Annotated in this window: 25 protein-coding genes; 9 read left to right on the top strand and 16 right to left on the bottom strand. The window is 43.5% G+C overall.

What is annotated here, in order from left to right:
• Positions 1-49: 49 nt before the first annotated feature.
• Entirely contained in the window at positions 50-439 is a 390-nt protein-coding gene (locus KNQ05_RS03020; RefSeq protein WP_214765263.1) for a disulfide bond formation protein B, read from the top strand.
• A gap of 144 nt (positions 440-583) precedes the next feature.
• Here KNQ05_RS03020 and KNQ05_RS03015 read toward each other — a convergent pair whose 3' ends face one another.
• The 7 genes from KNQ05_RS03015 to KNQ05_RS02985 all read right to left on the bottom strand — a co-directional run bounded on the left by KNQ05_RS03015 (position 584) and on the right by KNQ05_RS02985 (position 7,209).
• Positions 584-1,858, bottom strand: coding sequence for an FAD-dependent oxidoreductase (locus KNQ05_RS03015; protein WP_157898489.1), 1,275 nt, complete (start codon positions 1,856-1,858; stop codon positions 584-586).
• A 490-nt stretch (positions 1,859-2,348) separates the two neighbouring features.
• Positions 2,349-3,164 carry an ammonia-dependent NAD(+) synthetase gene (gene nadE, locus KNQ05_RS03010; RefSeq protein WP_088837475.1) on the bottom strand — a complete coding sequence of 272 codons (816 nt, stop codon included), beginning with the start codon at positions 3,162-3,164 and terminating at the stop codon, positions 2,349-2,351.
• Between the two features lie 461 nt (positions 3,165-3,625).
• Entirely contained in the window at positions 3,626-4,096 is a 471-nt protein-coding gene (locus KNQ05_RS03005; protein WP_088837476.1) for a BsuPI-related putative proteinase inhibitor, read from the bottom strand.
• Positions 4,097-4,178: 82 nt separating this feature from the next.
• Complete coding sequence (locus KNQ05_RS03000) at positions 4,179-4,391, bottom strand: hypothetical protein (protein WP_029330971.1); 213 nt, start codon at positions 4,389-4,391, stop codon at positions 4,179-4,181.
• Positions 4,392-4,748: 357 nt separating this feature from the next.
• Positions 4,749-5,840 carry a virulence factor gene (locus KNQ05_RS02995; RefSeq protein ID WP_214804400.1) on the bottom strand — a complete coding sequence of 364 codons (1,092 nt, stop codon included), beginning with the start codon at positions 5,838-5,840 and terminating at the stop codon, positions 4,749-4,751.
• Between the two features lie 89 nt (positions 5,841-5,929).
• Positions 5,930-6,643, bottom strand: a complete 714-nt coding sequence (locus KNQ05_RS02990; protein ID WP_088837478.1) for an alpha/beta fold hydrolase — start codon at positions 6,641-6,643, stop codon at positions 5,930-5,932.
• An 8-nt stretch (positions 6,644-6,651) separates the two neighbouring features.
• Positions 6,652-7,209, bottom strand: coding sequence for a GNAT family N-acetyltransferase (locus KNQ05_RS02985; protein WP_029330974.1), 558 nt, complete (start codon positions 7,207-7,209; stop codon positions 6,652-6,654).
• Between the two features lie 136 nt (positions 7,210-7,345).
• Here KNQ05_RS02985 and KNQ05_RS02980 point away from each other — a divergent pair, with 136 nt between their 5' ends.
• The 4 genes from KNQ05_RS02980 (at position 7,346) to KNQ05_RS02965 (ending at position 11,444) form a co-directional block, all read left to right on the top strand.
• Positions 7,346-8,077 carry a hypothetical protein gene (locus KNQ05_RS02980; protein ID WP_088837479.1) on the top strand — a complete coding sequence of 244 codons (732 nt, stop codon included), beginning with the start codon at positions 7,346-7,348 and terminating at the stop codon, positions 8,075-8,077.
• A 262-nt stretch (positions 8,078-8,339) separates the two neighbouring features.
• Positions 8,340-8,633: a hypothetical protein gene (locus KNQ05_RS02975; RefSeq protein WP_029330976.1), complete on the top strand. Its 294-nt coding sequence runs from the start codon at positions 8,340-8,342 to the stop codon at positions 8,631-8,633.
• Between the two features lie 551 nt (positions 8,634-9,184).
• Positions 9,185-10,510 carry a branched-chain amino acid transport system II carrier protein gene (gene brnQ / locus KNQ05_RS02970; RefSeq protein WP_088837480.1) on the top strand — a complete coding sequence of 442 codons (1,326 nt, stop codon included), beginning with the start codon at positions 9,185-9,187 and terminating at the stop codon, positions 10,508-10,510.
• A 64-nt stretch (positions 10,511-10,574) separates the two neighbouring features.
• Positions 10,575-11,444, top strand: coding sequence for a DegV family protein (locus KNQ05_RS02965; RefSeq protein WP_088837481.1), 870 nt, complete (start codon positions 10,575-10,577; stop codon positions 11,442-11,444).
• A 62-nt stretch (positions 11,445-11,506) separates the two neighbouring features.
• Here the strand turns inward: KNQ05_RS02965 and KNQ05_RS02960 are convergent, their stop codons facing one another.
• The 3 genes from KNQ05_RS02960 to KNQ05_RS02950 are packed head-to-tail and all read right to left on the bottom strand — an operon-like array spanning position 11,507 to position 13,169.
• Positions 11,507-12,001 carry a hypothetical protein gene (locus tag KNQ05_RS02960; protein WP_214804398.1) on the bottom strand — a complete coding sequence of 165 codons (495 nt, stop codon included), beginning with the start codon at positions 11,999-12,001 and terminating at the stop codon, positions 11,507-11,509.
• A complete protein-coding gene (locus tag KNQ05_RS02955; RefSeq protein WP_088837483.1) occupies positions 12,001-12,624 on the bottom strand; it encodes a phosphatase PAP2 family protein in 624 nt (207 codons plus the stop codon). The genes KNQ05_RS02960 and KNQ05_RS02955 overlap by 1 nt, the downstream gene beginning before the upstream one ends.
• On the bottom strand, positions 12,624-13,169 hold the full coding sequence (locus KNQ05_RS02950) for a phosphatidylglycerophosphatase A family protein (protein WP_088837484.1): 546 nt from the start codon (positions 13,167-13,169) through the stop codon (positions 12,624-12,626). The genes KNQ05_RS02955 and KNQ05_RS02950 overlap by 1 nt, the downstream gene beginning before the upstream one ends.
• Before the next feature lie 145 nt (positions 13,170-13,314).
• Between KNQ05_RS02950 and KNQ05_RS02945 the strand changes: the two genes are divergently transcribed.
• Positions 13,315-13,827 (top strand): YjcG family protein, encoded by a 513-nt coding sequence (locus KNQ05_RS02945; RefSeq protein ID WP_029330982.1) that lies wholly within the window; start codon positions 13,315-13,317, stop codon positions 13,825-13,827.
• 2 nt (positions 13,828-13,829) lie between these two features.
• Here KNQ05_RS02945 and KNQ05_RS02940 read toward each other — a convergent pair whose 3' ends face one another.
• The gene (locus KNQ05_RS02940) at positions 13,830-14,033 is read right to left on the bottom strand and encodes a hypothetical protein (RefSeq protein WP_029330983.1); all 204 of its coding nucleotides are present in this window, start codon (positions 14,031-14,033) and stop codon (positions 13,830-13,832) included.
• Positions 14,034-14,162: 129 nt separating this feature from the next.
• Positions 14,163-14,936, bottom strand: coding sequence for an enoyl-ACP reductase FabI (gene fabI / locus KNQ05_RS02935; RefSeq protein ID WP_088837485.1), 774 nt, complete (start codon positions 14,934-14,936; stop codon positions 14,163-14,165).
• A gap of 143 nt (positions 14,937-15,079) precedes the next feature.
• On the opposite strand from fabI, the gene KNQ05_RS02930 reads away from it, so the two are divergent.
• Positions 15,080-16,249 (top strand): FtsW/RodA/SpoVE family cell cycle protein, encoded by a 1,170-nt coding sequence (locus tag KNQ05_RS02930; RefSeq protein WP_214766454.1) that lies wholly within the window; start codon positions 15,080-15,082, stop codon positions 16,247-16,249.
• Positions 16,250-16,288: 39 nt separating this feature from the next.
• Here KNQ05_RS02930 and KNQ05_RS02925 read toward each other — a convergent pair whose 3' ends face one another.
• The 3 genes from KNQ05_RS02925 to yjbM are packed head-to-tail and all read right to left on the bottom strand — an operon-like array spanning position 16,289 to position 18,657.
• Positions 16,289-17,176: an RluA family pseudouridine synthase gene (locus tag KNQ05_RS02925; protein WP_251132171.1), complete on the bottom strand. Its 888-nt coding sequence runs from the start codon at positions 17,174-17,176 to the stop codon at positions 16,289-16,291.
• A gap of 16 nt (positions 17,177-17,192) precedes the next feature.
• Positions 17,193-17,996 (bottom strand): NAD kinase, encoded by an 804-nt coding sequence (locus KNQ05_RS02920; RefSeq protein ID WP_088837488.1) that lies wholly within the window; start codon positions 17,994-17,996, stop codon positions 17,193-17,195.
• A 10-nt stretch (positions 17,997-18,006) separates the two neighbouring features.
• A complete protein-coding gene (yjbM, locus tag KNQ05_RS02915) occupies positions 18,007-18,657 on the bottom strand; it encodes a GTP diphosphokinase (RefSeq protein ID WP_029330988.1) in 651 nt (216 codons plus the stop codon).
• Between the two features lie 105 nt (positions 18,658-18,762).
• Between yjbM and KNQ05_RS02910 the strand changes: the two genes are divergently transcribed.
• Together KNQ05_RS02910 and KNQ05_RS02905 are read left to right on the top strand one after the other, a co-directional pair.
• Positions 18,763-19,338, top strand: coding sequence for a CYTH domain-containing protein (locus KNQ05_RS02910; RefSeq protein WP_029330989.1), 576 nt, complete (start codon positions 18,763-18,765; stop codon positions 19,336-19,338).
• 90 nt (positions 19,339-19,428) lie between these two features.
• The gene (locus KNQ05_RS02905) at positions 19,429-20,220 is read left to right on the top strand and encodes a DsbA family protein (protein ID WP_088837489.1); all 792 of its coding nucleotides are present in this window, start codon (positions 19,429-19,431) and stop codon (positions 20,218-20,220) included.
• Positions 20,221-20,391: 171 nt separating this feature from the next.
• Here the strand turns inward: KNQ05_RS02905 and pepF are convergent, their stop codons facing one another.
• Positions 20,392-22,194 carry an oligoendopeptidase F gene (gene pepF / locus KNQ05_RS02900; protein ID WP_214804396.1) on the bottom strand — a complete coding sequence of 601 codons (1,803 nt, stop codon included), beginning with the start codon at positions 22,192-22,194 and terminating at the stop codon, positions 20,392-20,394.
• Positions 22,195-22,197 lie beyond the last annotated feature (3 nt).

The raw sequence follows: 22,197 nt of genomic DNA, 5'->3' as shown, positions 1-22,197 counted from the left end.
TCATGATATAAGATGGCATTAGTTTAACACGTTAGGAAGGAAGGTACATATGTCACGCTATCATTTTATGTTAATCGTCTCAACGATTGCGACCTTAGGAAGTCTGTACTTCAGTGAAGTTCGCGGTTTCATCCCTTGTCCACTTTGTTGGTGGCAACGCTTGTTCATGTATACGACGGCATTTTATTTAATCATTACACTCTTTCGGAATCGCCCCGTCGATGCTCTTTTCGTTCGACTATATGTTGGAATCGGTTGGGCAGTTGCTGCCTATCACGTTGTTCTCGAACGCCTCCCGGATGGCGAGGCACTCTGTACGAATGGTTGCCTGATTCAATGGGTCAACTACTTCGGTTTTTTGACAATCCCAATGATGAGTTTAATCGCCTTCACCCTCTTATTGATCCTTGCCTTTTACCCGAATAAACAAAGTGCATAAGTTGCAGATATCTGTTCAAACAAATGCGTCACGTAGAACTCACTACAAAAATTAACGCACAGGAAACCCGAGCGATTCCATTTCGATTACAGGAATGCTCGGGTTTTTCATTTCCTTCCGATGCCGATACTATGCTTGACCGTTTCACTGCCACTCCCTCGACACCGCGTAGGCACTTGAAAAAGATAATTCCGATAACTGACCTTCTCCTTCACACCAATCACCTACGAAAGCAATCGACGTATCCGCTTCCAAAAAGCAAGGCAACGGCCTTTGTCCCATCTTCCATTTGATTTCTTGAACGATTGCGCGTTTCATCGTCCGCTCTGTCACAAGGCGATCTCGCCACCCTGGATAGTGGTGATCTAATAAGTCATGGGCGTGCTGTACTTTTTCTTCAATATATGTCGCTTGACTGACCTGTTTATGATCAAGATATGCGACGACTTGTAAGACTTGTCCCTCTTTCGGAGAAATGCTTGCATCATAGTGTGACAAATCCGTGACGAAGACTTGATGGTCTCGATCGAATACATAAGAAAAAGGAGTATCAATGTAAGGACTGATTCCGACATCATAGACTAGGGCTTCGGCTGGTTCAAACTGCGCGTATGGTTCAATAAAGTGCTGGATCGATAATGGTAATGCAACTTTACGCATCTCGCGAGGAGGTATCGCGAGAATTACACGCTTAGCCGACCATTCATTTTTTTGGCGATCGCGTAATCGATAACCTCCCCTACTTTGTTCAATCGCTGTAATCTTGGTTTTCCGATGGATTTCTCCCCCGTAGTCCGTCAAAACGCGTTCGAGTTCATCAATTAAGGTTTGCCAACCTCCAGCAATATATGAAACCGGTTTGCGCGTACGAAATAGTTTCCGGTAATACGCAAAATAGACAGATGACGGAATATTTTCGGGTTCGGAAGTGAAAAAATTACTCGAAGCTAAATCGAGCATTAACCTTGAGACATCGTCTTCGACCTTTTCTTGGACCAACCAGTCCCCAATTGAAACTTCCGACTCTCCACGTTCGAGTGACAGTAGTGTTTTAACGACCGCCCATGTGAAACGCACCTTATCGGTTCCTTCCACTAGTTCTGTCTTCAACAGGCCGAGTGCATTCGCAGGAGCCGCAGTCAAATGTCCAGCAAACTCATATTTCGCCTTAGAAGAAGAAAAATCGAGCCATGTCACATTAAGCTTCAATTGTTTAATTAATGAACGGAGTGCTGATTGGTCACGCCCATAAACAGCATGCGCTCCATAATTGAACGTAAATCCTTTAAGCACTTGCGAAGTTGCCCTCCCCCCCAGTAAACCGGCATCGTACAGATGAATTTCCTTTCCTTGATCCGCGAGAAGTGCTGCCACTGATAAACCAGCTAACCCACCACCGACGACTGCAATCTTTTCCACTCGACGCACCTCCTTTTAAGCATCAATTCCCTTTTCTTGATTCTTTTCCCGATTCCAAACAAAAAAAACGACACCCCTAAAGGATGTCGTTTCAGCGTGTAGACAAACTATTAAAAAGCGTAAACATACGGTATCGAGATGCAATCCGTTCGCGCTTCCCTGTCTCGCCTCGTCTTCAAAGCGATTCGAGACGGATTGCGCTCTAAACCGTCTCCACGCCTGGCTTTTTGGTCACGGTATTAGCTAAAAAGCGTCATGTTTCGTTGACTCCTACGGGAAAAAGTGCGTTTTTAACGCACTTTCAGAGGCAGACAAGACCCTGCTCGTTGTCCGTAAGGACCAAGGAGCAACGGCTTGCGCCTCGCCCGAGGAAAGCAACGAATAAAGACGCTTTTTCTCCTGATAGCACTTTGTCTACAGTCTGAAACGAAACCCCTAAAGGATGTCGTTTTAAAAAGATACTTTGCCTCGGAGAGCAAGCATCGTCATATCATTTCCACCAGTCATCTAATGGAGAAACCGGCATATGATGTTTATGACCTACACGTTTATACTGTGTCTCTAGTTTCGTTTGACTTGCAGTTGAAATGCTTTTTCCTTCTAGATAGTCGTCAATCTCATCATACGTCATCCCTAATGCGAGTTCGTCAGGTAAACCAGGTCGGTCATCCTCTAGATCAGCTGTCGGTACTTTATCAATCAATCCGACAGGTGCATCTAAATAACGTAACAATTGTTTTCCTTGTCGTTTGTTTAAGCCAGTCAACGGTGTTAAATCACAAGCCCCGTCACCATGCTTCGTGTAGAAACCTGTGACGAATTCAGCTGCATGATCCGTTCCGACGACGAGACAACCAAAGTGCGCTCCAAGATCATATTGTACTTTCATCCGTTCACGTGCCTTCGTATTACCTTTACTGAAATCAGATAGGACTTCTCCTGTCGCGACTTCAAATGAAGCCATTGCCGCTTCTACTGCCGGCTTGATATCAACGCGTAACGAGTGATCTGGTCGAATGAATGATAAGGCAAGTTGTGCGTCCGATTCATCCTGCTGCTGTCCATAAGGAAGGCGGACCGCATAAAAATGAAAATCTCGTCCTGTTTCTGCTCTCAGTTCTTCTACAGCGAGTTGACAGAGCCGTCCGGCAAGAGACGAGTCTTGACCACCTGAAATACCAAGGATAAATCCTTTAGCACCCGTGTGCAGTAAGTATTCTTTTAAGAAACGAATCCGGTTCGCCACCTCTTCATGCGCCTCGATGACTGGCTTGACTCCTGTCGCTTGAATGATGTCTTGTTGCATTGTCACATCACACTCCTCATTCTCTATTTTTCACCAAAATTAGACGAGAATACTCCCCCTTCTAAACGTTCAGGGCGAAGCCCTAGTCCAAGTGGGGGGATGAATCGTCGTCGGACAGGACGTGTCTTCCAATACGTCAATTGTCCGACGCTCTTCGTTTGAAAACAATTAAAATCAGGAATAATTAAAATGTCACGTTCTTTGGAAACTGAAGATATAGGGTTGTGACAGGAAGTTCGTCTGTCACGTAAAATCTTCAACGTCCACCTTGCGGATGACCGAAGTAGCGAAAACCAAGCAGAGTAGGCATCCGCTCAAAAGAAACGGGCAAGATTAACGTTCAACCGTCGGGACGACGGGGTTAGCCTGATAAAGTTTCGAACATTAGATCGAATAACTCAGGAATCCTCCACCTTTTAGCGAAGCATAGGTGGAGGTAGTTCAATAGTTTCAGTTTAGCATCATAGCTTCCCTTTAGAAATAACGGATGTCACCTTCGATGTCGAGTCACGCGCTCCCTCGAATTGTTGAACAGTCATTCCGTCGATTTCTTTTACATCGCTAGTATCTGATAATTCAATCGTCACTTCATATTCCTTTTCCTCATACGGTTTAAACTGTTCTTCTTCAATCGCTTGTGTAAAAAGATGTTCTTTCGAAAACGTGTAAATCACGTGATTTCGTCCATCACGCACCATTAATTCAAAGCGTTGTGATGAAGGATACGCAATTTTCACGTTTTGGTCATTTGGATTGTGCAACCGTACGATTGCCTCTATTGTATTCAATCCAACAGCCTGTCCTGACACGGCAATTTCAATCGGTTGATTCGACACTTTTGTTGCAAGGTCCGCTTTTTTAGTTTCTTGACTACATCCGACTAACATGAGCGCTAATCCAAGTAACAGCAACCGTGTTCGAGACCATTTCATGACGTTTCCTCCCTCTTTTCATCCATTTTATCATACAAAAAAGGAGACAAGGTTTCCCTCATCTCCCTTTCATAGTTGCTGATTAAGCAACAGGCATTTCTGTTACATCGGTTGAACCTGAGAATAATTGTTCCATCCCCGTTACGAATAACTCATCACAGATCGCATCTGTCGCTGTGACCGGTGCGACGAGTGTGATGGTCCGACTATCACCTGTCTCGATTGTAACATACACACCAGAAGCCGTTCGTTCTTTATACCCCACTGCTAAGTCTGTTTCTGCAAAAAGTATCATGTCCCCGCATCTCCTTTGTTATGTTAGATTTCAGTTAAACCAACTCACTCGGTTAATCTCGAATCCGTTATGTTGATTTCACTTTACCAAACGTCCAAAAGAGCAGGTGAATTGTCATTCGACAATTCATGTCAAAACTTTATGCCAGTTTTCTAACCCATAAAATGGATGATATAAAAAACAAATCATTTCTTTTGAAACATGCAGATTATCATCAGATTTCAAAGACATTTCAAAATCATTACAGTTTTTTCTTCTTTTTTTTACCAGGACATAAGTCTTATAGGTAAAATATGACTAGACAAAACATGCGCGATTTTGTCGAATGATTGTGCCAAACATGGTTTTTTCAAGTTCTTATGAACTTTCGTCAATCAAACGGTTCATTTGTTGCCAGACTGTCCCTAGTGCTTCTTCCCCACTCTCAATTCGTGCTAAGGCGAGCTCGGCTTGGAGTGCGACTTCATATTCTTTATCTTGTGCTGCTTCTTTTAAGCGAGATACTGCCCGTTCCGTTCCAACATCGAATAGAAAGCGCGCGGCACGCCAACGAACAAGTTTGTTTTTATCGGTCAACGCTTCAATCATCATCGGCTCCGCTTCCGGAAGTGCCCAATCAGATACTGTATCCCCTGCGGTCCGACGAACGATTCCTGAAGGGTCATGTAAAGCATTCGTGATATATTCGAGCAATTCTTGACGATTCTCCTCAAACATGCCGAGCTTGACGATTGCTTGTCGTCTGATTTGCATTTTTTCATCCTGAAGCATCTTCGCATAAGCCGAGACCCAGCTTAAATCAATCGGTAATTCATCCAGTGCTGCAAACCGCTCTTTCCAGTCGCTCGAGCTAAGGGCTTGTCCATCAAACGTAACGTCTTCACCCGAAGCGAGTACTTTCAATCGTTCAACCCGCTCTTGAGGATAGGCGATTTCGAGCTCTTGCGCCACTTCCTCTAGACTATCGTCCAGTTCCCCATACCGTGGGGCTTGTTCAACCCAGCGTCGATCACTAATGACATTTTGGACAAAAGGTTGGACGAATAGTGCAGCATCCCGAAACCTTTCCGGTAACCCTTGTCGTTTTTCTTCTAATCCTTTGACGCCTTTGATTTGCATCGGGACACCGAGGATGAATTGAACAAAGAGATGCACAGGTTCGAATGCGGCATCTGTTTCATGATTTTCGACATCACTTAAATTCTCACCAAAAGCTCGGCGAATTTCGATGACGAGTGTTCGCCAATCGTATTTTGGAAAACGTTCGACGGCAAGAAAGTCACTCACTTGATAGACTGATTTAATTCCAGGAATGTCTAAAAGTTTCGTTACGTGCTCCGGCGCACCAAAAGCATGTTCAAAGGTCTGTCCCTTTTCAGAAAATGTTTCATCAACGATGACTTTCATGTTGTTTGGACTTGGTGTTGGTTCAATTGCTACAATTTTCATATCGATCCCTCCCCCTCCATCATTCAGAAACTTTAAAGAAATTGCAACGCAAAAGCTCTACGATTCGAACCGTAGAGCTTTGATGTTGTTTAAGCAAATACACGCTCGATAATCTCACAGAACGCATCCGGTGTTTCAAGCATCCCCATGTGACCACTGTCCGTCGATTCAAAGCTGATCCGTGAGTTATTCGGGCTAAATGCACTCTCTTTAGAGATAAGGGCATCTTTTTCACCATGAACAATCACACCAGGAACTGAAGTTTGATTCAATGCGCTCGTGACATCTCTCCGGTCGCGCATCGCACTTAGAGCGCGTATTGCACCTTCGACTGTCATCATGTAACCAATCTCTTTTGCTTCAGAAATTAGCATCGGATCTGCCCCTTCAGCAAATAAGCCGGGAATCATGCCGTCAACGAATGCCCGAACTCCAATTTCCTCGACACGACTAATGTTTTGATTCCGTTTTTGTTTCGCTTCAGTAGCGTCTGGTTTCGCCGTTGAATAGACGAGACCGAAACCAGCAATTTTATCTGCATAAGCTTCGACGATCGCAGCCGTAATATATCCGCCGAAAGAGTGACCAATGATAATCGGATTTTCGATTTCCCGGCGTTCCAAGTCCTTCATGACCCACTCTGCAAATCCTTCCACTGTGTCAGGTCCTACGTCCTCTCCTTCATGACCGGGTAGTCGCAGCGGCAAGACATCAAACGATAAGCGAAGCTTTGCTTCCACCCGATTAAAATAATCTGTTCCTCCAGCAAATCCGTGTAGCAATACGAGTGTTTGTTTCGACATTGACTAACTCATCCCTTCCATTCCGATGCAAGCATCCGGTAAATTGTCAAATCCATAAAACGTCCATGACTGTAGGCATAATCCTCAAGCAATCCTTCCGATTGAAAACCTAATTTTTGGACGAGTGCATTCGAAGCAAGATTTTCAGGTGCAACAAGGGCACTGATGCGATGGAGGGCGAAGTCTTCGAATCCATGTGTTAAAACAGCACGCGCCGCCTCAGAAGCGACACCTTGCTTCCAGTAGTCTTGACTGACCTCAAAACCGATTTCAGCACGGTGGTACTGCGCTAACCAATTATGGAAGCCGATTGTCCCGATTAATTGGTTCGTTTGCAAATCAGCGATTGCCCACCGAATCGCCTTCCCTTGTGTAAACTGTTCTTTGAAATAACTAATGACGTTTTTTGCTTCATACACAGTCGCTAACGGATCCGATCCGTAATAGTACATGACGTCCTCATCTGAAAGAATCTTAAATAAATCACGTGCATCTTTATTTTCAAGTTCCCTTAGAACAAATCGTTCCGTCGTCAACTCTGGAAATGGTTTTCGTAACCCCCACATCGTTTGATCACCTCTTTTTATGCTTCTATTCTTTATTATGCCCGTTTTCAAAAGGAATTATTCTTTTCGCTCGATTGAAGTTTTGCTACTATTGAAATAGTAAGTATTGATGAGTCAAGAAAGGAAGCAGATGGCTATGTCAAGTACAATGCTTTATTTTTATGAAGATGCAGAAAACCATCGTTTAACGATGTCTGGTGTGACATTTTCTGATTTCATGATTGCGCTAGATTTAAAACGTCCATTACTTGTCTCAGGTGCAGACTTTAAAGCCGTCAAACAATCGTTTCGTACTTCGCTCAATTACGTTGAAGCACATGAAATCGAGCAATTTTCCGCGTCGAATGATGTCGTTCGTCATCCATTGAACGCGATCGACATCCGCTCTTCACATTCCTTAGATACATTAACTGATCCTGAAGTTGCGGAGCTGTTATTCCTCATGCATATGAAGCGTGGTATGCCGAGCCCGTTCGCGTCATCGGTCGAGAACGAGTTCGCCTATTTCAGTGAACACGACGGATTTCAGGCAACAGTATATTTAAAAGATTGGTCCCGAATCGAGCAAATTCTCTCAGTCTTAATCCAGCGAAAGATTCGTCACGAGCTTCGTGGGTTATCTCCCCGTCCTTTGACGGCTGAAATCCTGATCCATATTCGTCAATTGCTCAGCGAAGGTGTGTTAATTGATTTCGCGAATATAAAACGCTCTGTTTTTACGAGACAACTCAGCATTCCTCTTTATATTGCGGGTCGTTACGAAGACATGGCCGTGCTAAAGGAAGACTTTGAGTCTGAAAAAGAGTCCATCATCGCACGTGGTGAATTCGTCCACCGCAAAAAAGCCTGGGATTTTGAGGTACGATGATCTTCAGCATCTCTATCATCAAATGATAGGATGCTTTTTTTGTATCTTATTTTTTTCTACTTTCATGTATTATTTCAAGAAATCTAATATCATACAATACCTCTCTTGAATTAATTGAATTTTCACATAAAATAATGCTAGCTTCTTTTAGAGACTTCGTTATAATGAGATTAACCTTTTTGATAAGTTAGAAGTTGCAGTTGTTTTTTTTCGTTACACGTATGATGATTGTTCGTGTTAGCTAACAAAGGAGGAACTAGTTATGGACCAGTTAAAAGTGAACGGAATCGGATCATTCGCTAAATTCGCGACGAACGGACATATCCTGAAACTGAAGGATGCGTCAATTGGCGAACTTAAATTATCACTGAATGATGCGAGCTCAATGGCAATCTCACCGATTGATGAAGAGACCGGAGTATTCACCATCCGAGGGCAGCAACAGGAACCGCTCGTCGAGCTAACGTTGCCCCGTCAATCTTGTGAAGTCGTTCACGCCTGGCTCCTCCACAAAATGAGACGACAAAAAAAGGGGCGCTTCATGGCTTCTAGTTAAACTTATGTCGCTCGTTATATCTATATTAACCATCCGGTCACTTCTTCAATGAAGGACCGGATTTTTTGTTATAATATGGTTCTTTTCGCATCTTTTTTAGTAATAATATGCATGATAACGTTCTCAATATTTTTTCTTTTGGAACAATTGTCAGAAAATATTGATTAATCATGTATCCCGTGATAATCTGAGACAAATTCAACGAGAGGAGCACCATATTATGAGCACTTTAGTTTTAACTTTGAATCACCGACTGATTATTCTGTACGCGTGGGACTGAAAACATTTCATGTGACGATGAAATAGTTTTTGGGCTCTCCTTTCGATGGATCGAATGAGGCGTCCAGTGAAACAGATGGCGCCTATCCAATCTAACGGATAGGTTTTTTAATTCCACATTGCGGTTGATCTTCTTTTACAAGTGTAGAGGTTAAAACGCGTTTGCTTCGACTCCTCGATTCTTGAATAACGAATGTTTTAAAATTTATTTATAACAGCTAATTTCTAATGGTATAGTGAGTAAGATTATGAGGAATCAGGAGGCATAATATATGTTGAACCGTAAAGATTTATTCGCTTTAGGATTTATGATTTTCGCTTTGTTTTTTGGTGCCGGTAACTTAATTTTCCCACCCGAACTCGGTGCTCTTGCCGGGACACAATTCTTACCTGCCATGCTAGGCTTCATCGTAACAGGCGTCGGTCTCCCGTTAGCGGGCTTAATCGCAGTCGCTTGGGTTGGCGGCGGAATTAGTACGCTGGCAAATCCATTGCCGAAAGCTGTTGGTGCTTTCTTGACATTCGCACTTTACGTCGCGATTGGTCCATTCTTCGGCATCCCGAGAACATCCGTCGTCACGTATGAACTTGGTATCGTTCCTTTTTTAGGAGAACCCAGCCAAACGACGTTAATCATTTCATCATTACTCTTTTTCTTGGCAACCGTGTTTCTCGTTTTAAGACCGGGTAAGTTACTTGATATCATCGGTCGCTTCATCACACCGTTATTACTGACGGCACTTATGATTCTCAGTATAAGTAGTATCGTCAATCCACTTTCTGCCGTCGAGGCACCAGCTCCTGCATACAACAGTTTTACGAACTCGTTTGTTCAAGGATTTCTTCAAGGCTATTTGACCCTCGACGCACTCGGTGCACTCGTCTTCGGGGTTATCGTCTTACACACGCTTCACACACGTGGAATTAAAGATCGTACATCACAATTAAAAAACGTGACAAAAGCCGGTTTAATTGCCGCAGTCTCATTGACTGTCGTCTATACAGGACTTGGTTTCATTGGACGAAACAGCTTCGGTGCTGTCGGTTCAGTCAGCGGTCCTGATTTGTTGCAACAATATGCTGATAGTACGTTCGGTACGGTTGGTTTAGTCATTTTAGGAACAGCGATTTTGCTTGCTTGTTTAACAACTTCCGTCGGTCTTGTGACAGCATTTTCAGAATATTTGATTTCATTGTTTAAACGATTGTCTTTCCCGGTCGCAAGTATCACGACAGCCGTATTAGGGTTCGCAATCTCGATTTTCGGATTGCAGACACTACTGTCGATTGCTGTACCTGTATTGATGTTCCTTTATCCGATTGTCATCGTCTTAATCGTCTTGACGTTCATTCGTTCAGCTATCAAGAAGCCAGCCATCGTCTATGGTGCGACATTGTTCGTAACGGCGCTTCTCTCTTTACTCAGCTCACTCATGTCGTTAAAAGTTTTACCTGCATTCGCCAGCAGTATGTATAAAGCTTTCCCGTTAGTCGACCAAAACATGGCATGGTTATTACCTGCAATCGTGACATTCATCATCAGTTCATGGATTGGACACGTTTCTCATAATTCCATCAGCCAAAAACAAGCAGGCTGATGATTCCGCTTTCATGCCTGTGGTATAATGAGAAAAATGGAATTCTACTGGAGGCGTCGTTTTAATGGATAAGATTGCTTGGATCACCGATAGTATGGCTTTTTTCCGAGAGGGAGAAGCAGAACAGATCGGAGTCCATGTGGTGCCGACCCAACTCATCATTAACGGTGAATCGTACCGTGAGTATGTCGACATTTCAATTGAACAACTAGATGAAAAAATGAAACAACATTCTTCTGCCGTCCCTACGACTTCTCAGCCTTCCTTTGGAGAGTTAGTCGAGTTGTATGAGCGTCTAAAGAGCGAAGGATATGATTACGGGTATGCCATTCATATCACGAGTGGCTTAAGCGGAACATATGCAAGCTCAGTCGCAGCTGCAGAGGCTGTTGGCTTCCCCTTGTATGCCATTGATTCTTATACAGGGGCGACCAATCAGCAAGAAATGATTAAGATTGCGATCGAGCTCGCAACTTCTGGAATGCGTCCTGAAAACGTGATGACTGTTCTCGAAAAGTTCAAACACGGTTCTCACTTTTATTTGATCATCGGGAATATGGAAACGATGCGGCGTGGGGGTCGCGTTTCAAGTAGTCAATTTTTACTTGCGAACATGCTGAATATCAAGCCGATTGTTACGTTCAATGAACTTGGGAAACTCGTTCCCTTTAAGAAGGTTCGCTCCTTGAAGAAAGCTTTTCAGGAAATGGCTACGGAGGTCGTGGCAAAAGTCCAGGCTTCTGGTCTACACCAGCAAAGACTCTACGTCGGACATACATTGGCGTTAGAAGAAGCTGAACAACTTCGTGGTCTCATTCAATCTAAACTATCTGACGTTTCCATCGAAATCACTCAATTCGGCCCATCTATTTTGTCACATGCAGGTGCCGCTACTATCGGTGTCTATTGGTTCGACCAAATTGAATACCCGTAATAGTAAAAAGAAAAAGCATCCGACGTCACTACGTCGGATGCTTTTTCTTTTACTTTAATGATTCACGTTTGATAACGATGAAATAGTTCTTCTAATAACGCTGATTCATCCTCTACGGAAGAGATTCCTTCATGGGGACGAGTCAGACGTTCCGATAAGGTCATCGCCGGATAAGCTTGCCAGTTCGTCACTTCTACTTCTTCGAGATAGATTAAAATCGACGACATCGTGGCAGGTTGCTGATGTTGTCGCAGCCAATTTTCATATCGCTTATCTGATTTCCCTTCTTTTAGCAGAGTTTTCCCGCTCTCAAGAATTGCCCACTTTGGTTTTGCGTCGATTTGAAATAATTCAAGATGTTTAAACTGATCCACCGTTCGGCTCGTCACTGGAATCACTTGATTGATTTCAACTAGACGCTTCAGGCGCAGATGCGCCCGCATCGTCATGAACTGTTTGTTTCCATCCAATCGCTCGACGAGCAATGTCGGTTTGTTCATCTTCCGCATCGTTGCTTCATCGAACAAAATGCTATTGTCAATATCAAGTAACAACATTAATTGTAAATCTCCTTTTTTCGTCTCGGTGATACGAATGCATATGATAAGCTGAGGACGAAGGCCGCGAATAAAAATCCTCCGAGGACATCAGAAAAATAATGAACGTTCAAAATAATCCGTGAAGATCCCATTGCGAGAAACATCAACGTACAAATCGTGCTGACGACAATCCGCCCCGTCCGACTTAAAAAGCGCCAAGCAAGTACGATGAATCCTCCATAAACGGCAAATGCCATCGATGAATGTCCACTTGGAAAGCTATATCCTACGCCCCCTACCAAGTCATTTAATGATGGACGTTCTCTGACGAAAATCAATTTAACGACTTGATTTAACGCCCCGACGGAGAGACAAGCAATGAAATACCAAATGCTACCGACTTTATCACGCCAAATCAGGTAACTGACGATTGCAAGAATGCTCGTAATCGTCACAGCTCCGACACCTGATCCAATCCGCGTGAACCACGAGACATAGCTACCTGGGACACGTTCTGCCATTTCATTCGATAATTGGGCATCAAACAAAAAATAACCCGTCAGGCGAATCGATAACGCAATCGTTAAAAACAATACGAGTACGATTCCTGAGACGATTAACGCCCGATGATTGGTTTTCATTAGTACGTTCCCTTTCGTTGTTCAAGTTCTTCCGCTGAATAGTCTTCTTTATCACGTAAACGGTGTGCAAGGCGTCCGGATGCGTTCGCTGCAATCGCCGCGACGATGTCATCCATGAATGTATTGACACGTCCATCATCGACTTTCGTATCGAGCTCCTTGATAATACCGATTTTGGCTTTATCTAAGTAACCGAACGTCGTGACCGCGATTGAACCATACGTATTGACCGCACCAATCGCAATCGTTTCATCGACGCCAAACAATCCTTCATCACTTCGAATGATGGATAATAATGGTTCAGACAACAGACCCTTTTCCGCAAGAATATCAAGTTCTGCCCCAACTAAAATCGCATGTTGGAGTTCCCGTTTTTCGAGTACACGTTCGACTGAGCTGAGACATGTCTCGAGTGTCAACTCCTCCGTATAAGGTGCCTGCATCTGATACACGATTTCAGAAATGGCATGAATCGTTACTCCACGTTCGTGAAGCTTTTCAATCGCTGCTTGTTTGACCTCTTTTGAATGTGCTTTTTCTTTCATGACTAAATCCACCTCTCTGACAAAGTTCTTCACAAGTATACACAGATTCCCTGACTCTTCTCAAACATCTTTGACATAGCGCCCATAATCCGTCATGATTATTTTGTAAAGCGTTATCATTTTAGGGGAAAGTAGGGGATTTTCGATGAACATCGGGGTAGTTCTGTTTCCATCGAAGCGCATACAAGATTTCGCGAATTCGTATCGAAAACGATATGATTCAAAGTATGCTTTAATCACGCCACATATTACGATGCGTGAACGCGTGAGTGTTGATGAAAGTGAGTTAGAATCGATTGTTTCTGAATTAAACAAAGTGGCTGAACAAACGAAACCACTCGCACTACATCTTCAAGGGGCACGCTCTTTCCACCCGACAAACAATGTCTTGTTCTTAAAAGTCATGCCGACGGACGAAATGGAGCAGTTGCATCGTGCTCTACATTCAAATGGACTCGAACATACACCCAAGTACGACTTTTTGCCACATATTACGATTGGCCAAGATCTTTCTGATGTCGAACTGTTCGACGTTCTAGAACGGCTAAAGATGGAAGATATTCGCTTTCAAGAAGACGTCACGAAAATGGCACTTCTCTATGAATTAGAAAATGGTGCCTGGAGCGTTTATGAAACATTCCGCTTCAAACAACACTAACATTAAACTTCCCGGTCGAACTTACGGCCGGGAAGTTTTAATTCCGGTAAAACTCCATACGCATTCGCTTGTTCTTCTAATTCATAATCATGTGACTGAATCCGCTCAATCGGATTGATTCGGGCAATCGGTTCTGTTTTTCGTTCCGGTTCAACACGAACCTGCCGATTGACGTATTGAACGACTGTAAAATCAATTTGATACATATCTCTTCCCTCCTATTTCTGTAGCCGTTATTTTCCTCATCTACTTTTCTTATTCCCAAAATAGCTTTTTAGAAAACAAAAAAACCAGGGTTGCCCCCGGTTTAGAACTACAGCAAATAGGTTGAGCACTTAAAGAATGTGGAAACCACTGTCGACGTGGAGAATTTCACCTGTCACGCCACTCGACATTTGTGACAACAGGAACAAGCCACTTTGACCGATTTGTTCCGTCGAAACGTTTCGGTGCAGTGGTGCACGCTCTTCAATGCTGTCGAGAATCGAGTTGAAGTCGCCGACACCTTTTGCCGAGACCGTACGCACTGGACCAGCTGAGATTGCATTGACACGAACACCTTGTTTTCCGTATTCAGCCGCAAGGTAACGAACGCTAGCGTCGAGCGCAGCTTTCGCGACACCCATGACGTTATAGTTCGGGACCATCTTCTCACCACCGAGATATGTCAACGTGATGACTGAAGCATCTTCTGTGAAAAAGTCTTTCGCTGCTTTGACGACTGCCGTTAAGCTGAATGCAGAAATATCGAGCGCTTGCGCGAACTGTTCACGCGTTACGCCTGAAAACTCGCCGCGTAATGCTTCTTTATCGGCAAAGGCGATCGAATGGGCAATCCCCGAAATCTGTCCGTGATCCGCATGGATGCTTTGGAACACTTGCTCGATTTCTTTATCACTCGTTACGTCACATGTATAGTAAGTAGCTGGTCGCGATAATTCTTTCCCTAACTTTTCGAGTGGTGCTTTAAATCGTTCGCCTACATACGTAAACGCGAGGCTTGCACCTGCCGCGTCAAGCGCTCGGGCAATTCCCCATGCGATCGAGCGTTGATTGATGACACCCATTACGACATACGTCTTTCCCTCAAGTGAAGGATAAATATTCATTTGAACTCCCCCTAAAATTAGTACCTGGTAATAACACCTATATCTAGGTTACAAAAACGTAACGCTTCTGTCAACCACCCCTCTTGATATTGCGATTTTGATAAATTACGTTAATATAGAAAGAGATAGAAAGTAGGGATGAAATGAACCGTTTTAAATCATTTACACAACGATATGATAACACGTTACTTTTTTTACTCGGTTGCCTGATGATCATCAGTATCATCGCAATCTATACGGCGCAACCTTTTTTGCAAGGCGCGATTAGTGAAATCAATTTCATGGCGAAACAGATTCAGTGGTATATCATCGGATTTATCGCACTATCTGTCGTCATTCTCATCGATTATGAGCAACTCAAACGTTTTCATTGGTATTTATATGGAGCAGGAATCGTCTCCTTGATTGGTCTTGTCGTCTTACGTAATACACCGCTTGTTGCGAACATTAAAGGGGCGTATGGCTGGTATCAGCTTCCGGTCATCGGAACGGTCCAACCGGCAGAGTTCATGAAGTTCTTTTTGATTGTCACGTTAGCTGCCGTCATCTCTGAACATAATGCACGGTACGTTCAACACGAACGTGATTTTTTACTTCTGCTCAAAATGGTTGTTGTAACATTACTTCCACTCGCTTTAATCATCATCCAACCCGATTTAGGAATCGGCTTAATTTTATGTGTTATTCTTGCCTGTGCGATGCTCTTATCCGGCCTCAACTGGAAGTGGCTCCTGAGCATGGTGATTTTATTTACAATTTCAATCGTCGGTTTCTTTTATCTCTTTTATTTCCAGAATGATTTACTTGCGACCTTCTTCCCAGGACACGCGATGAACCGAATCATGGCGTGGTTACAACCATTTGAGTATGCCGACGATTTATCTTATCAATTGGTCCAATCGATTAATGCAATCGGCTCCGGGCAAATGTTTGGTGTCGGCTATGGAAAACTCCAGGTTTCCGTCCCGGAATTGCATACTGATTTCATTTTCACTGCGATTTCTGCCCATTACGGATTTATTGGGGCTGCCGTCGTCTTAGTCATCCTGTTTTTGTTCATCTACCGCCTGATTCAAATCGCACTTGAAACAGCCGATCCGTTTGGAACCTATATCGTGACAGGTTACGTCGCAATGTTTACGTTCCAAATCTTTCAAAACATCGGGATGACGATGGGTGTTTTACCGATCACCGGTCTCCCACTGCCTTTCATCAGCTATGGAGGTTCGACGATGATCGTCAACTTAGTAGGTCTTGGCCTTATTATGGCGATCGCTTCCCAATCACGTGTCTCGATGTTTGATGAAGATTAAAAAAAGAGTTGATTCCCTGTTGCAGGAATCAACTCTTTTTTATTGTTCTATGAACAAGTCACTCGGTAACGGCGCTTCGAACATGACCATTTCTCCCGTCCCCGGGTGAGGAAACCGTGCGCTTGCACTATGAAGCGCCTGGCGCGGAATGAGCGGTGTCCCGCGATACATCGTATCTCCGACTAACGGATGACCGAGTGCTGCGAGATGAACACGAATCTGATGTGTCCGTCCTGTTTCCAGCTTGATTTCTAACTGCGAAATCGTTCGCATGAAGGCTTCGACTGCCGTACTCTTCAAGATATGCGTAACCGCTCGTTGACCATCTTCACGGACCATCCGTTCCATAAAAGAGTGATCCGTCTGACCAATCGGTAAATCGATTGTTTGTGGACCGAGTTCTCCTTCGATCAATGCAACATACCGCCGGTCGAGCAGTCCATTTTGTTGCATTTTACTCAATTGATGATGAGCTAGCGCATGTTTGGCAAAAATCACAAGCCCACTTGTATCCCGGTCCAATCGATTGACGATGTGAATCGCATACGGAATCTGTCGTTGTTTATAGTAACCCAACACGAAATTCGCCAAAGAACGTTCCGGGTGAAGACGCGAGGGAATCGAAGCCATCCCCGGTGGTTTATTGACAATCAACAACCACTCGTCTTCAAACAAGATATCAAGCTCTCCTTGTGTCGCAATCATGTCTTCTGCTGGGTGCTCCTCAGGGAAAGAGACATGGATTTCGTCGTCGAGATCGACACTCTCGTTAACGTTAACATGTTGTCCGTTTCGCAAAATGTCACCATGATGCTTTATCGACACGAGCATTTTTCGGGAAATTCGGAGGCGCGTCGTACAAAAATGTCCGACACTCCAGCCGACCTGTTCATGTGTCACTGTTTCTTTCAATTCAAATACCATCATCACTTACCTCTTTTACTTAACTTCTTTCTTCTGCTAAAAATGATTCTCTGACCCGCTCCCAAAATGGGAAGGAACGAAAACGGGCAAATTTTACTTTCTTATCGGAGACACGACAGCGAATCGATTTTACGTTTTGATGAACAATAGAAGCATAATGATCGTAAGTCAATTGAAAATCAATCGGATTGACCGGTCGTATTTCGACATCATGATGCTTCGGCAACAACATCGGGGAACCGATTGTTCGATATACACGATTGTTGATGGAAGCCATCTCAGTAATTTGAATCGCTTCGAGGGCCGGGTGGACAATTGCACCACCTAACGCCTTGTTGTAGGCTGTCGAACCGGATGGGGTCGAGATACACAACCCATCCCCACGAAACGTCTCAAAGTAGTCTCCACGTATCGACAAGTCACATACAAGTGTCTGATTAAAACTTTTAATCGTACATTCGTTTAGCGCCAACAACTTATTATGTGAACCGTCCGCATAATCAATCGACAGCTCAAGCAATGGGTATTCGACCGTCGCCAAATTTTCATCTGCGATATGACGAATCAACTCGTCCATTTCTTCCGGGCGCCAATCTGCATAAAAACCAAGATGTCCCGTATGAATCCCAACGAGTGTGATGTCTTCGACTTGACTCAAATAAGAATGAAATGCCTGGAGCATCGTTCCATCTCCACCAATTGAAATGATGATTTCCGGAGTCGCTGCATCAAGAACACTCCCCCGAGCAATCAACTCTTGTTCCAATTGATCGCGTAGCATTCGCGAGCGTTCATCATCTCGTGCTGTAATCGCAAAGCGCATGGTCATCCTCCTACTCGCTTACTGGATTATTAGTTTGTTTTCCGTCTCGTTCATGTAGGACGAGCTGTGCGTCTTGAATCTCTACTTTCAGTTGACTCATTTCCGCATCCAATAAAAAGGCGGCTTCCGCGGCACGTCGCAGTCGTTCGCGTGTCTCCTCCGGAATGTTTCCTTGGTATTTATAATTGAGTGAGTGCTCAATCGTCGCCCAAAAGTTCATCGCAAGTGTCCGAATCTGAATCTCAACGAGCGTCGGAATCTCACCTTCAATCGTTTGGACAGGATAGGCAATAATAATATGATAGGAACGATATCCGCTCTCTTTTTTTTGTGTGATATAATTTCGCTCTTCGACAACCTTAAAGTCTCCACGTGATCGTAACAGTTCTAGTACGTGGATGATGTCGTCGACAAATTGACACATAATGCGTAAGCCGGCGATGTCTTGCATCTCTTGTTCTAACGAACTGATCGCAATCGATTTCCGCTCCGCTTTTTGGATAATACTCTTCACAGGTTTTACCCGTCCCGTGACAAATTCAATCGGTGAATGTTCCCCACGTTGTTGAAATTGTTTTCGAATGGCCTTTAGCTTTACCTTCAGTTCATCAACCGCGATTTGATACGGCGCGAGAAATAAATCCCAATTTTCTTTTGTCATCGTTTTCGTCACCACTTTTAATCTAAATTGTTGGTTCAATTCGTTCCACTACTTCATTCATGTTATCATATTTTCAAGCATTCAACTAGAAAGGCGTGAACCGGAATGAGACAAGAAATGGAAATTGAATTTAAAAACTTGTTAACAGCAGATGAATACAAGCAACTGATGCAAGTTTACGGCAAACAAGACGAAACGATTTGGCAAGCAAATGATTATTTTGATACACCTACGTTTGAATTGCGTCAGCATGGCGCCGCTCTACGCATCCGTCAGAAAAAAGAGGGTCTCGTATTAACCTTAAAAGAACCGAAAGATGATGGTTTACTTGAAACACATGTTTCTCTATCGGAAGCAGAGGCAGAGGAATTATTCAAATATGGTCTGATTCAATCTGATGCGATGAATGAACAATTGAGTCGCTTCAACTTAACAGCATCGCTTGAACACTTAGGACGTTTAGAAACAACTCGTTTTGAAACAAAATTGAAAGACGGATTGCTCGTACTGGATCAAAGTCACTATTTAGGCGTAACCGACTACGAATTAGAATTCGAAGTGCAAGCCTTCGAACAAGGTCAACTTGCTTTCACGCAACTGCTCGAGAAACATCAAATTCCACGTCGTGAAACGAAAAATAAAATTGTCCGTTTCATGGAGCGTAAAGCGGTTTCACGCTAATCGTGTACAAATGTACAAGCAAAACCTTTGCTCTTTCATTTTTTTCGTTGCTAAAATAGGGTAACGATAACAACAGAAGGGGGTGAACGGATGGAACACGATCAATGTAACGGTTCTTATTGTTCATTGGACGAACCATCAATTCAACAACCGACGAAACCCCTAGAAATTTATCATTTTCTAGATGTGACGCAAACAGATGGTTTACGGTTGATACCCGTTCTCAAGAAATTAGAGTTAGAGTATGGTCATCTCTTCCGACTCAGAACGATTGCGACAATTCCTTGTGCTCCATCACGCTCTGCGTGTGATATGTCGCCATTGTTGATTTTAAAAGCAATCGAACTACAAGGTAAGACATTCGGAATGCGCTTCATGAGACGTCTCCGGATGTTGCATAATGTAGAAGGCGAAAGTGCCTATACACGTTCTTCTTTAATCCGCTTAGCCGAAGCCTTAACTGAATTCGGTCTCGACTTGGAGGAATTTCATCGCGATGTTGAATCAAATACGATTCAGCTCATGCTCGAAAAAGAAACGCAGCTCGTGACAGAATGGGACGTACGCGTCCTCCCTACCCTCGCTTTCATTGGAGATGAAGAAGCCATTAAAGCTGAAGGTGCTTATGAATACCTCATTTATGTCTCCATTTTAAATGAGTTATTGGATCAACCTGTTGAGAAGCAACCAAAGCCACCGCTCGAACATTTCTTGAAACGGTATGAAACAGCAACAACTTCAGAAATCGCTTTTATTTACGATGTATCTGAAGCGCAAATTGAACATGAGTTGAAAAAACTTGCACTTCAACAAAAATGTGTCTCACTTTCTTATTGTGACGGTAAAGTATGGCGTCACCTTAAAGACTCAGCACATGCTTAAGTTAAAAGAAAAAGGTGTTTCCGCAATTGCGGAAACACCTTTTTTGTCATTCACATGACCATTGGATGGGGGAAAAGAGAATCATCAGGGGAATGTGACCCTCTTCACATTCTTAGTATATAAGAGCCCCGGATTTTTTTCTATAACTTTGTGCAAAAATTCACAGAGTTGTCACTCTCCGAGTAATGCTTCGAATTCATCCAACACACGTTCAAATTGACGTAATGCTGCTTCCACTGGTGCTTTTGTCGTCATATCGACACCTGCTGCCTTTAAGACTTCAATCGGATAATCACTTGATCCTGCTTTAAGGAAATTATTAATGTAACGATCAACAGCAGGTTGTCCTTCTTCTAAAATTTGCGTCGTCAATGCGGCAGCGGCTGAAATACCTGTCGCATACTGGTAGACATAATAATTGTAGTAGAAGTGAGGAATCCGTGCCCACTCAAGACCGATTTCTTCATCCAATACGATTCCGTCGCCAAAATATTTTTGGTTCAACGCATAATACGTTTTCGTCAGGAATTCTGGTGTCAACGATTGACCGAGTCGAGCCGCCTCGTGAATTTCATGTTCAAATTCTGCGAACATCGTCTGGCGGAACAACGTACCACGGAATGTTTCTAATTGATTGTTTAACAGATAAAGTTTCTCTTTTTTGTCTGTAACACGTTTCAGTAAGAAATCATTTAACAAAGCCTCATTTGTCGTCGAAGCTACTTCCGCTACAAAAATCGAATAATCACCATAAGCATATGGTTGTGATTGACGTGTATAGTAACTATGAACAGAATGTCCGAATTCATGTGCCAATGTAAAGAGGTTGTTGACGTTATCTTGCCAATTCATCAAGATAAACGGTTGTGTATCATATGCGCCAGAAGAATAGGCACCACTGCGCTTACCACGTGTCTCGCGAACATCGACCCATCGATCTGTCAAACCTTCTTCTAAGATATGCTTGTACTCATCTCCAAGTGGTGCCAATCCATCGACCATCAATTGTTTCGCTTCATCGTAAGAGACTTTCATTTCGACTTCGCTAACGAGCGGTGTATACATGTCATACATATGAAGCTCTTCTAATCCGAGTACACGTTTACGAAGTTCAACGTAACGATGTAACAATGGGAGATGTTCATGGACCGCTTCTACTAATCCATCATACACTTGCTCCGGAATGGCATTTCCATGTAATGCAGACTCACGCGCCGACTTGAACTGTCGCACTTCCGCATAAAAATTATCTTTTTTGACTGATCCTGCAAGTGTCGACGCGAGCGTGTTTGTATAGTTGCCGTATGTTTCGTACATCGCCTTGAACGCTGCCTCGCGGACTGAACGGTCTTTCGACTCCATGAATGTAATGAATCGACCATGTGTCAATTCCGCCTCTTGCCCGTCTTCCCCTTTGATTTTAGGGAATTTCAAGTCAGCATTATTCAACATACCGAACGTCGTTCCAGATTGCCCTAATACTTCCCCTGCTTTAGCAAGAATTGCTTCTTCAGCTTCAGTTAATACATGGTCGCGTTCTCGATTAAGTTCATCAAACGCATGACGATACATCGCAAGATCCGGATTGCGATCTAAAAATCCCGTAATCGTTTCAACTGGAATCGTCAACAGTTCTGGTGTCATGAAAGCTAGTGCAGCTCCAATCTGCGAAGCGAGCGTCCGCGCACGGTCATTCATCGCTTGATAGAAGCTATCAGCCGTATTTTCGTCATAACGCATATGCGCGTATGTATAAAGCTTATGCAGACGTCGTGAAATTTCATCACGTAACTGTAAACCTTCAAAAAGCGTTGTATCATCTTTTCCAAGTCGCCCTTTGTAATCAATCATCAAAGGTAACATCGCTTTGACAGATTCAAACTCCTCTTCCCATGCTTCATTCGTTTCATAAATTGATTCTAAGTTCCACGTTTCTTCTACCGTGACATCTTTTCGTGTCAATAGTTCTGCCATTTC

Source organism: Exiguobacterium sp. s125 (assembly GCF_018618605.1).
In the GTDB taxonomy this organism is placed as follows: domain Bacteria; phylum Bacillota; class Bacilli; order Exiguobacteriales; family Exiguobacteriaceae; genus Exiguobacterium_A; species Exiguobacterium_A oxidotolerans.
The sequence above is the reverse complement of the archived record's forward strand: the minus strand, read 5'-3'. Positions and strand labels throughout refer to the sequence as shown.

Coding starts and splice junctions, on each gene's coding strand:
- KNQ05_RS02985 (WP_029330974.1), bottom strand. CDS start 7,209: ATGTGGGGGTTACGAAAACCATTTCCAGAGTTGACGACGGAACGATTT.
- KNQ05_RS02930 (WP_214766454.1), top strand. CDS start 15,080: ATGAACCGTTTTAAATCATTTACACAACGATATGATAACACGTTACTT.
- KNQ05_RS02995 (WP_214804400.1), bottom strand. CDS start 5,840: ATGAAAATTGTAGCAATTGAACCAACACCAAGTCCAAACAACATGAAA.
- KNQ05_RS02910 (WP_029330989.1), top strand. CDS start 18,763: ATGAGACAAGAAATGGAAATTGAATTTAAAAACTTGTTAACAGCAGAT.
- KNQ05_RS03000 (WP_029330971.1), bottom strand. CDS start 4,391: ATGATACTTTTTGCAGAAACAGACTTAGCAGTGGGGTATAAAGAACGA.
- KNQ05_RS03020 (WP_214765263.1), top strand. CDS start 50: ATGTCACGCTATCATTTTATGTTAATCGTCTCAACGATTGCGACCTTA.
- KNQ05_RS02920 (WP_088837488.1), bottom strand. CDS start 17,996: ATGCGCTTTGCGATTACAGCACGAGATGATGAACGCTCGCGAATGCTA.
- KNQ05_RS02955 (WP_088837483.1), bottom strand. CDS start 12,624: ATGAAAACCAATCATCGGGCGTTAATCGTCTCAGGAATCGTACTCGTA.
- KNQ05_RS02950 (WP_088837484.1), bottom strand. CDS start 13,169: ATGAAAGAAAAAGCACATTCAAAAGAGGTCAAACAAGCAGCGATTGAA.
- brnQ (WP_088837480.1), top strand. CDS start 9,185: ATGTTGAACCGTAAAGATTTATTCGCTTTAGGATTTATGATTTTCGCT.
- pepF (WP_214804396.1), bottom strand. CDS start 22,194: ATGGCAGAACTATTGACACGAAAAGATGTCACGGTAGAAGAAACGTGG.
- fabI (WP_088837485.1), bottom strand. CDS start 14,936: ATGAATATTTATCCTTCACTTGAGGGAAAGACGTATGTCGTAATGGGT.
- nadE (WP_088837475.1), bottom strand. CDS start 3,164: ATGCAACAAGACATCATTCAAGCGACAGGAGTCAAGCCAGTCATCGAG.
- KNQ05_RS02980 (WP_088837479.1), top strand. CDS start 7,346: ATGTCAAGTACAATGCTTTATTTTTATGAAGATGCAGAAAACCATCGT.
- KNQ05_RS02905 (WP_088837489.1), top strand. CDS start 19,429: ATGGAACACGATCAATGTAACGGTTCTTATTGTTCATTGGACGAACCA.
- KNQ05_RS02940 (WP_029330983.1), bottom strand. CDS start 14,033: ATGTATCAAATTGATTTTACAGTCGTTCAATACGTCAATCGGCAGGTT.
- KNQ05_RS02990 (WP_088837478.1), bottom strand. CDS start 6,643: ATGTCGAAACAAACACTCGTATTGCTACACGGATTTGCTGGAGGAACA.
- KNQ05_RS02965 (WP_088837481.1), top strand. CDS start 10,575: ATGGATAAGATTGCTTGGATCACCGATAGTATGGCTTTTTTCCGAGAG.
- KNQ05_RS03005 (WP_088837476.1), bottom strand. CDS start 4,096: ATGAAATGGTCTCGAACACGGTTGCTGTTACTTGGATTAGCGCTCATG.
- KNQ05_RS02925 (WP_251132171.1), bottom strand. CDS start 17,176: ATGATGGTATTTGAATTGAAAGAAACAGTGACACATGAACAGGTCGGC.
- KNQ05_RS02945 (WP_029330982.1), top strand. CDS start 13,315: ATGAACATCGGGGTAGTTCTGTTTCCATCGAAGCGCATACAAGATTTC.
- KNQ05_RS02960 (WP_214804398.1), bottom strand. CDS start 12,001: ATGTTGTTACTTGATATTGACAATAGCATTTTGTTCGATGAAGCAACG.
- yjbM (WP_029330988.1), bottom strand. CDS start 18,657: ATGACAAAAGAAAATTGGGATTTATTTCTCGCGCCGTATCAAATCGCG.
- KNQ05_RS02975 (WP_029330976.1), top strand. CDS start 8,340: ATGGACCAGTTAAAAGTGAACGGAATCGGATCATTCGCTAAATTCGCG.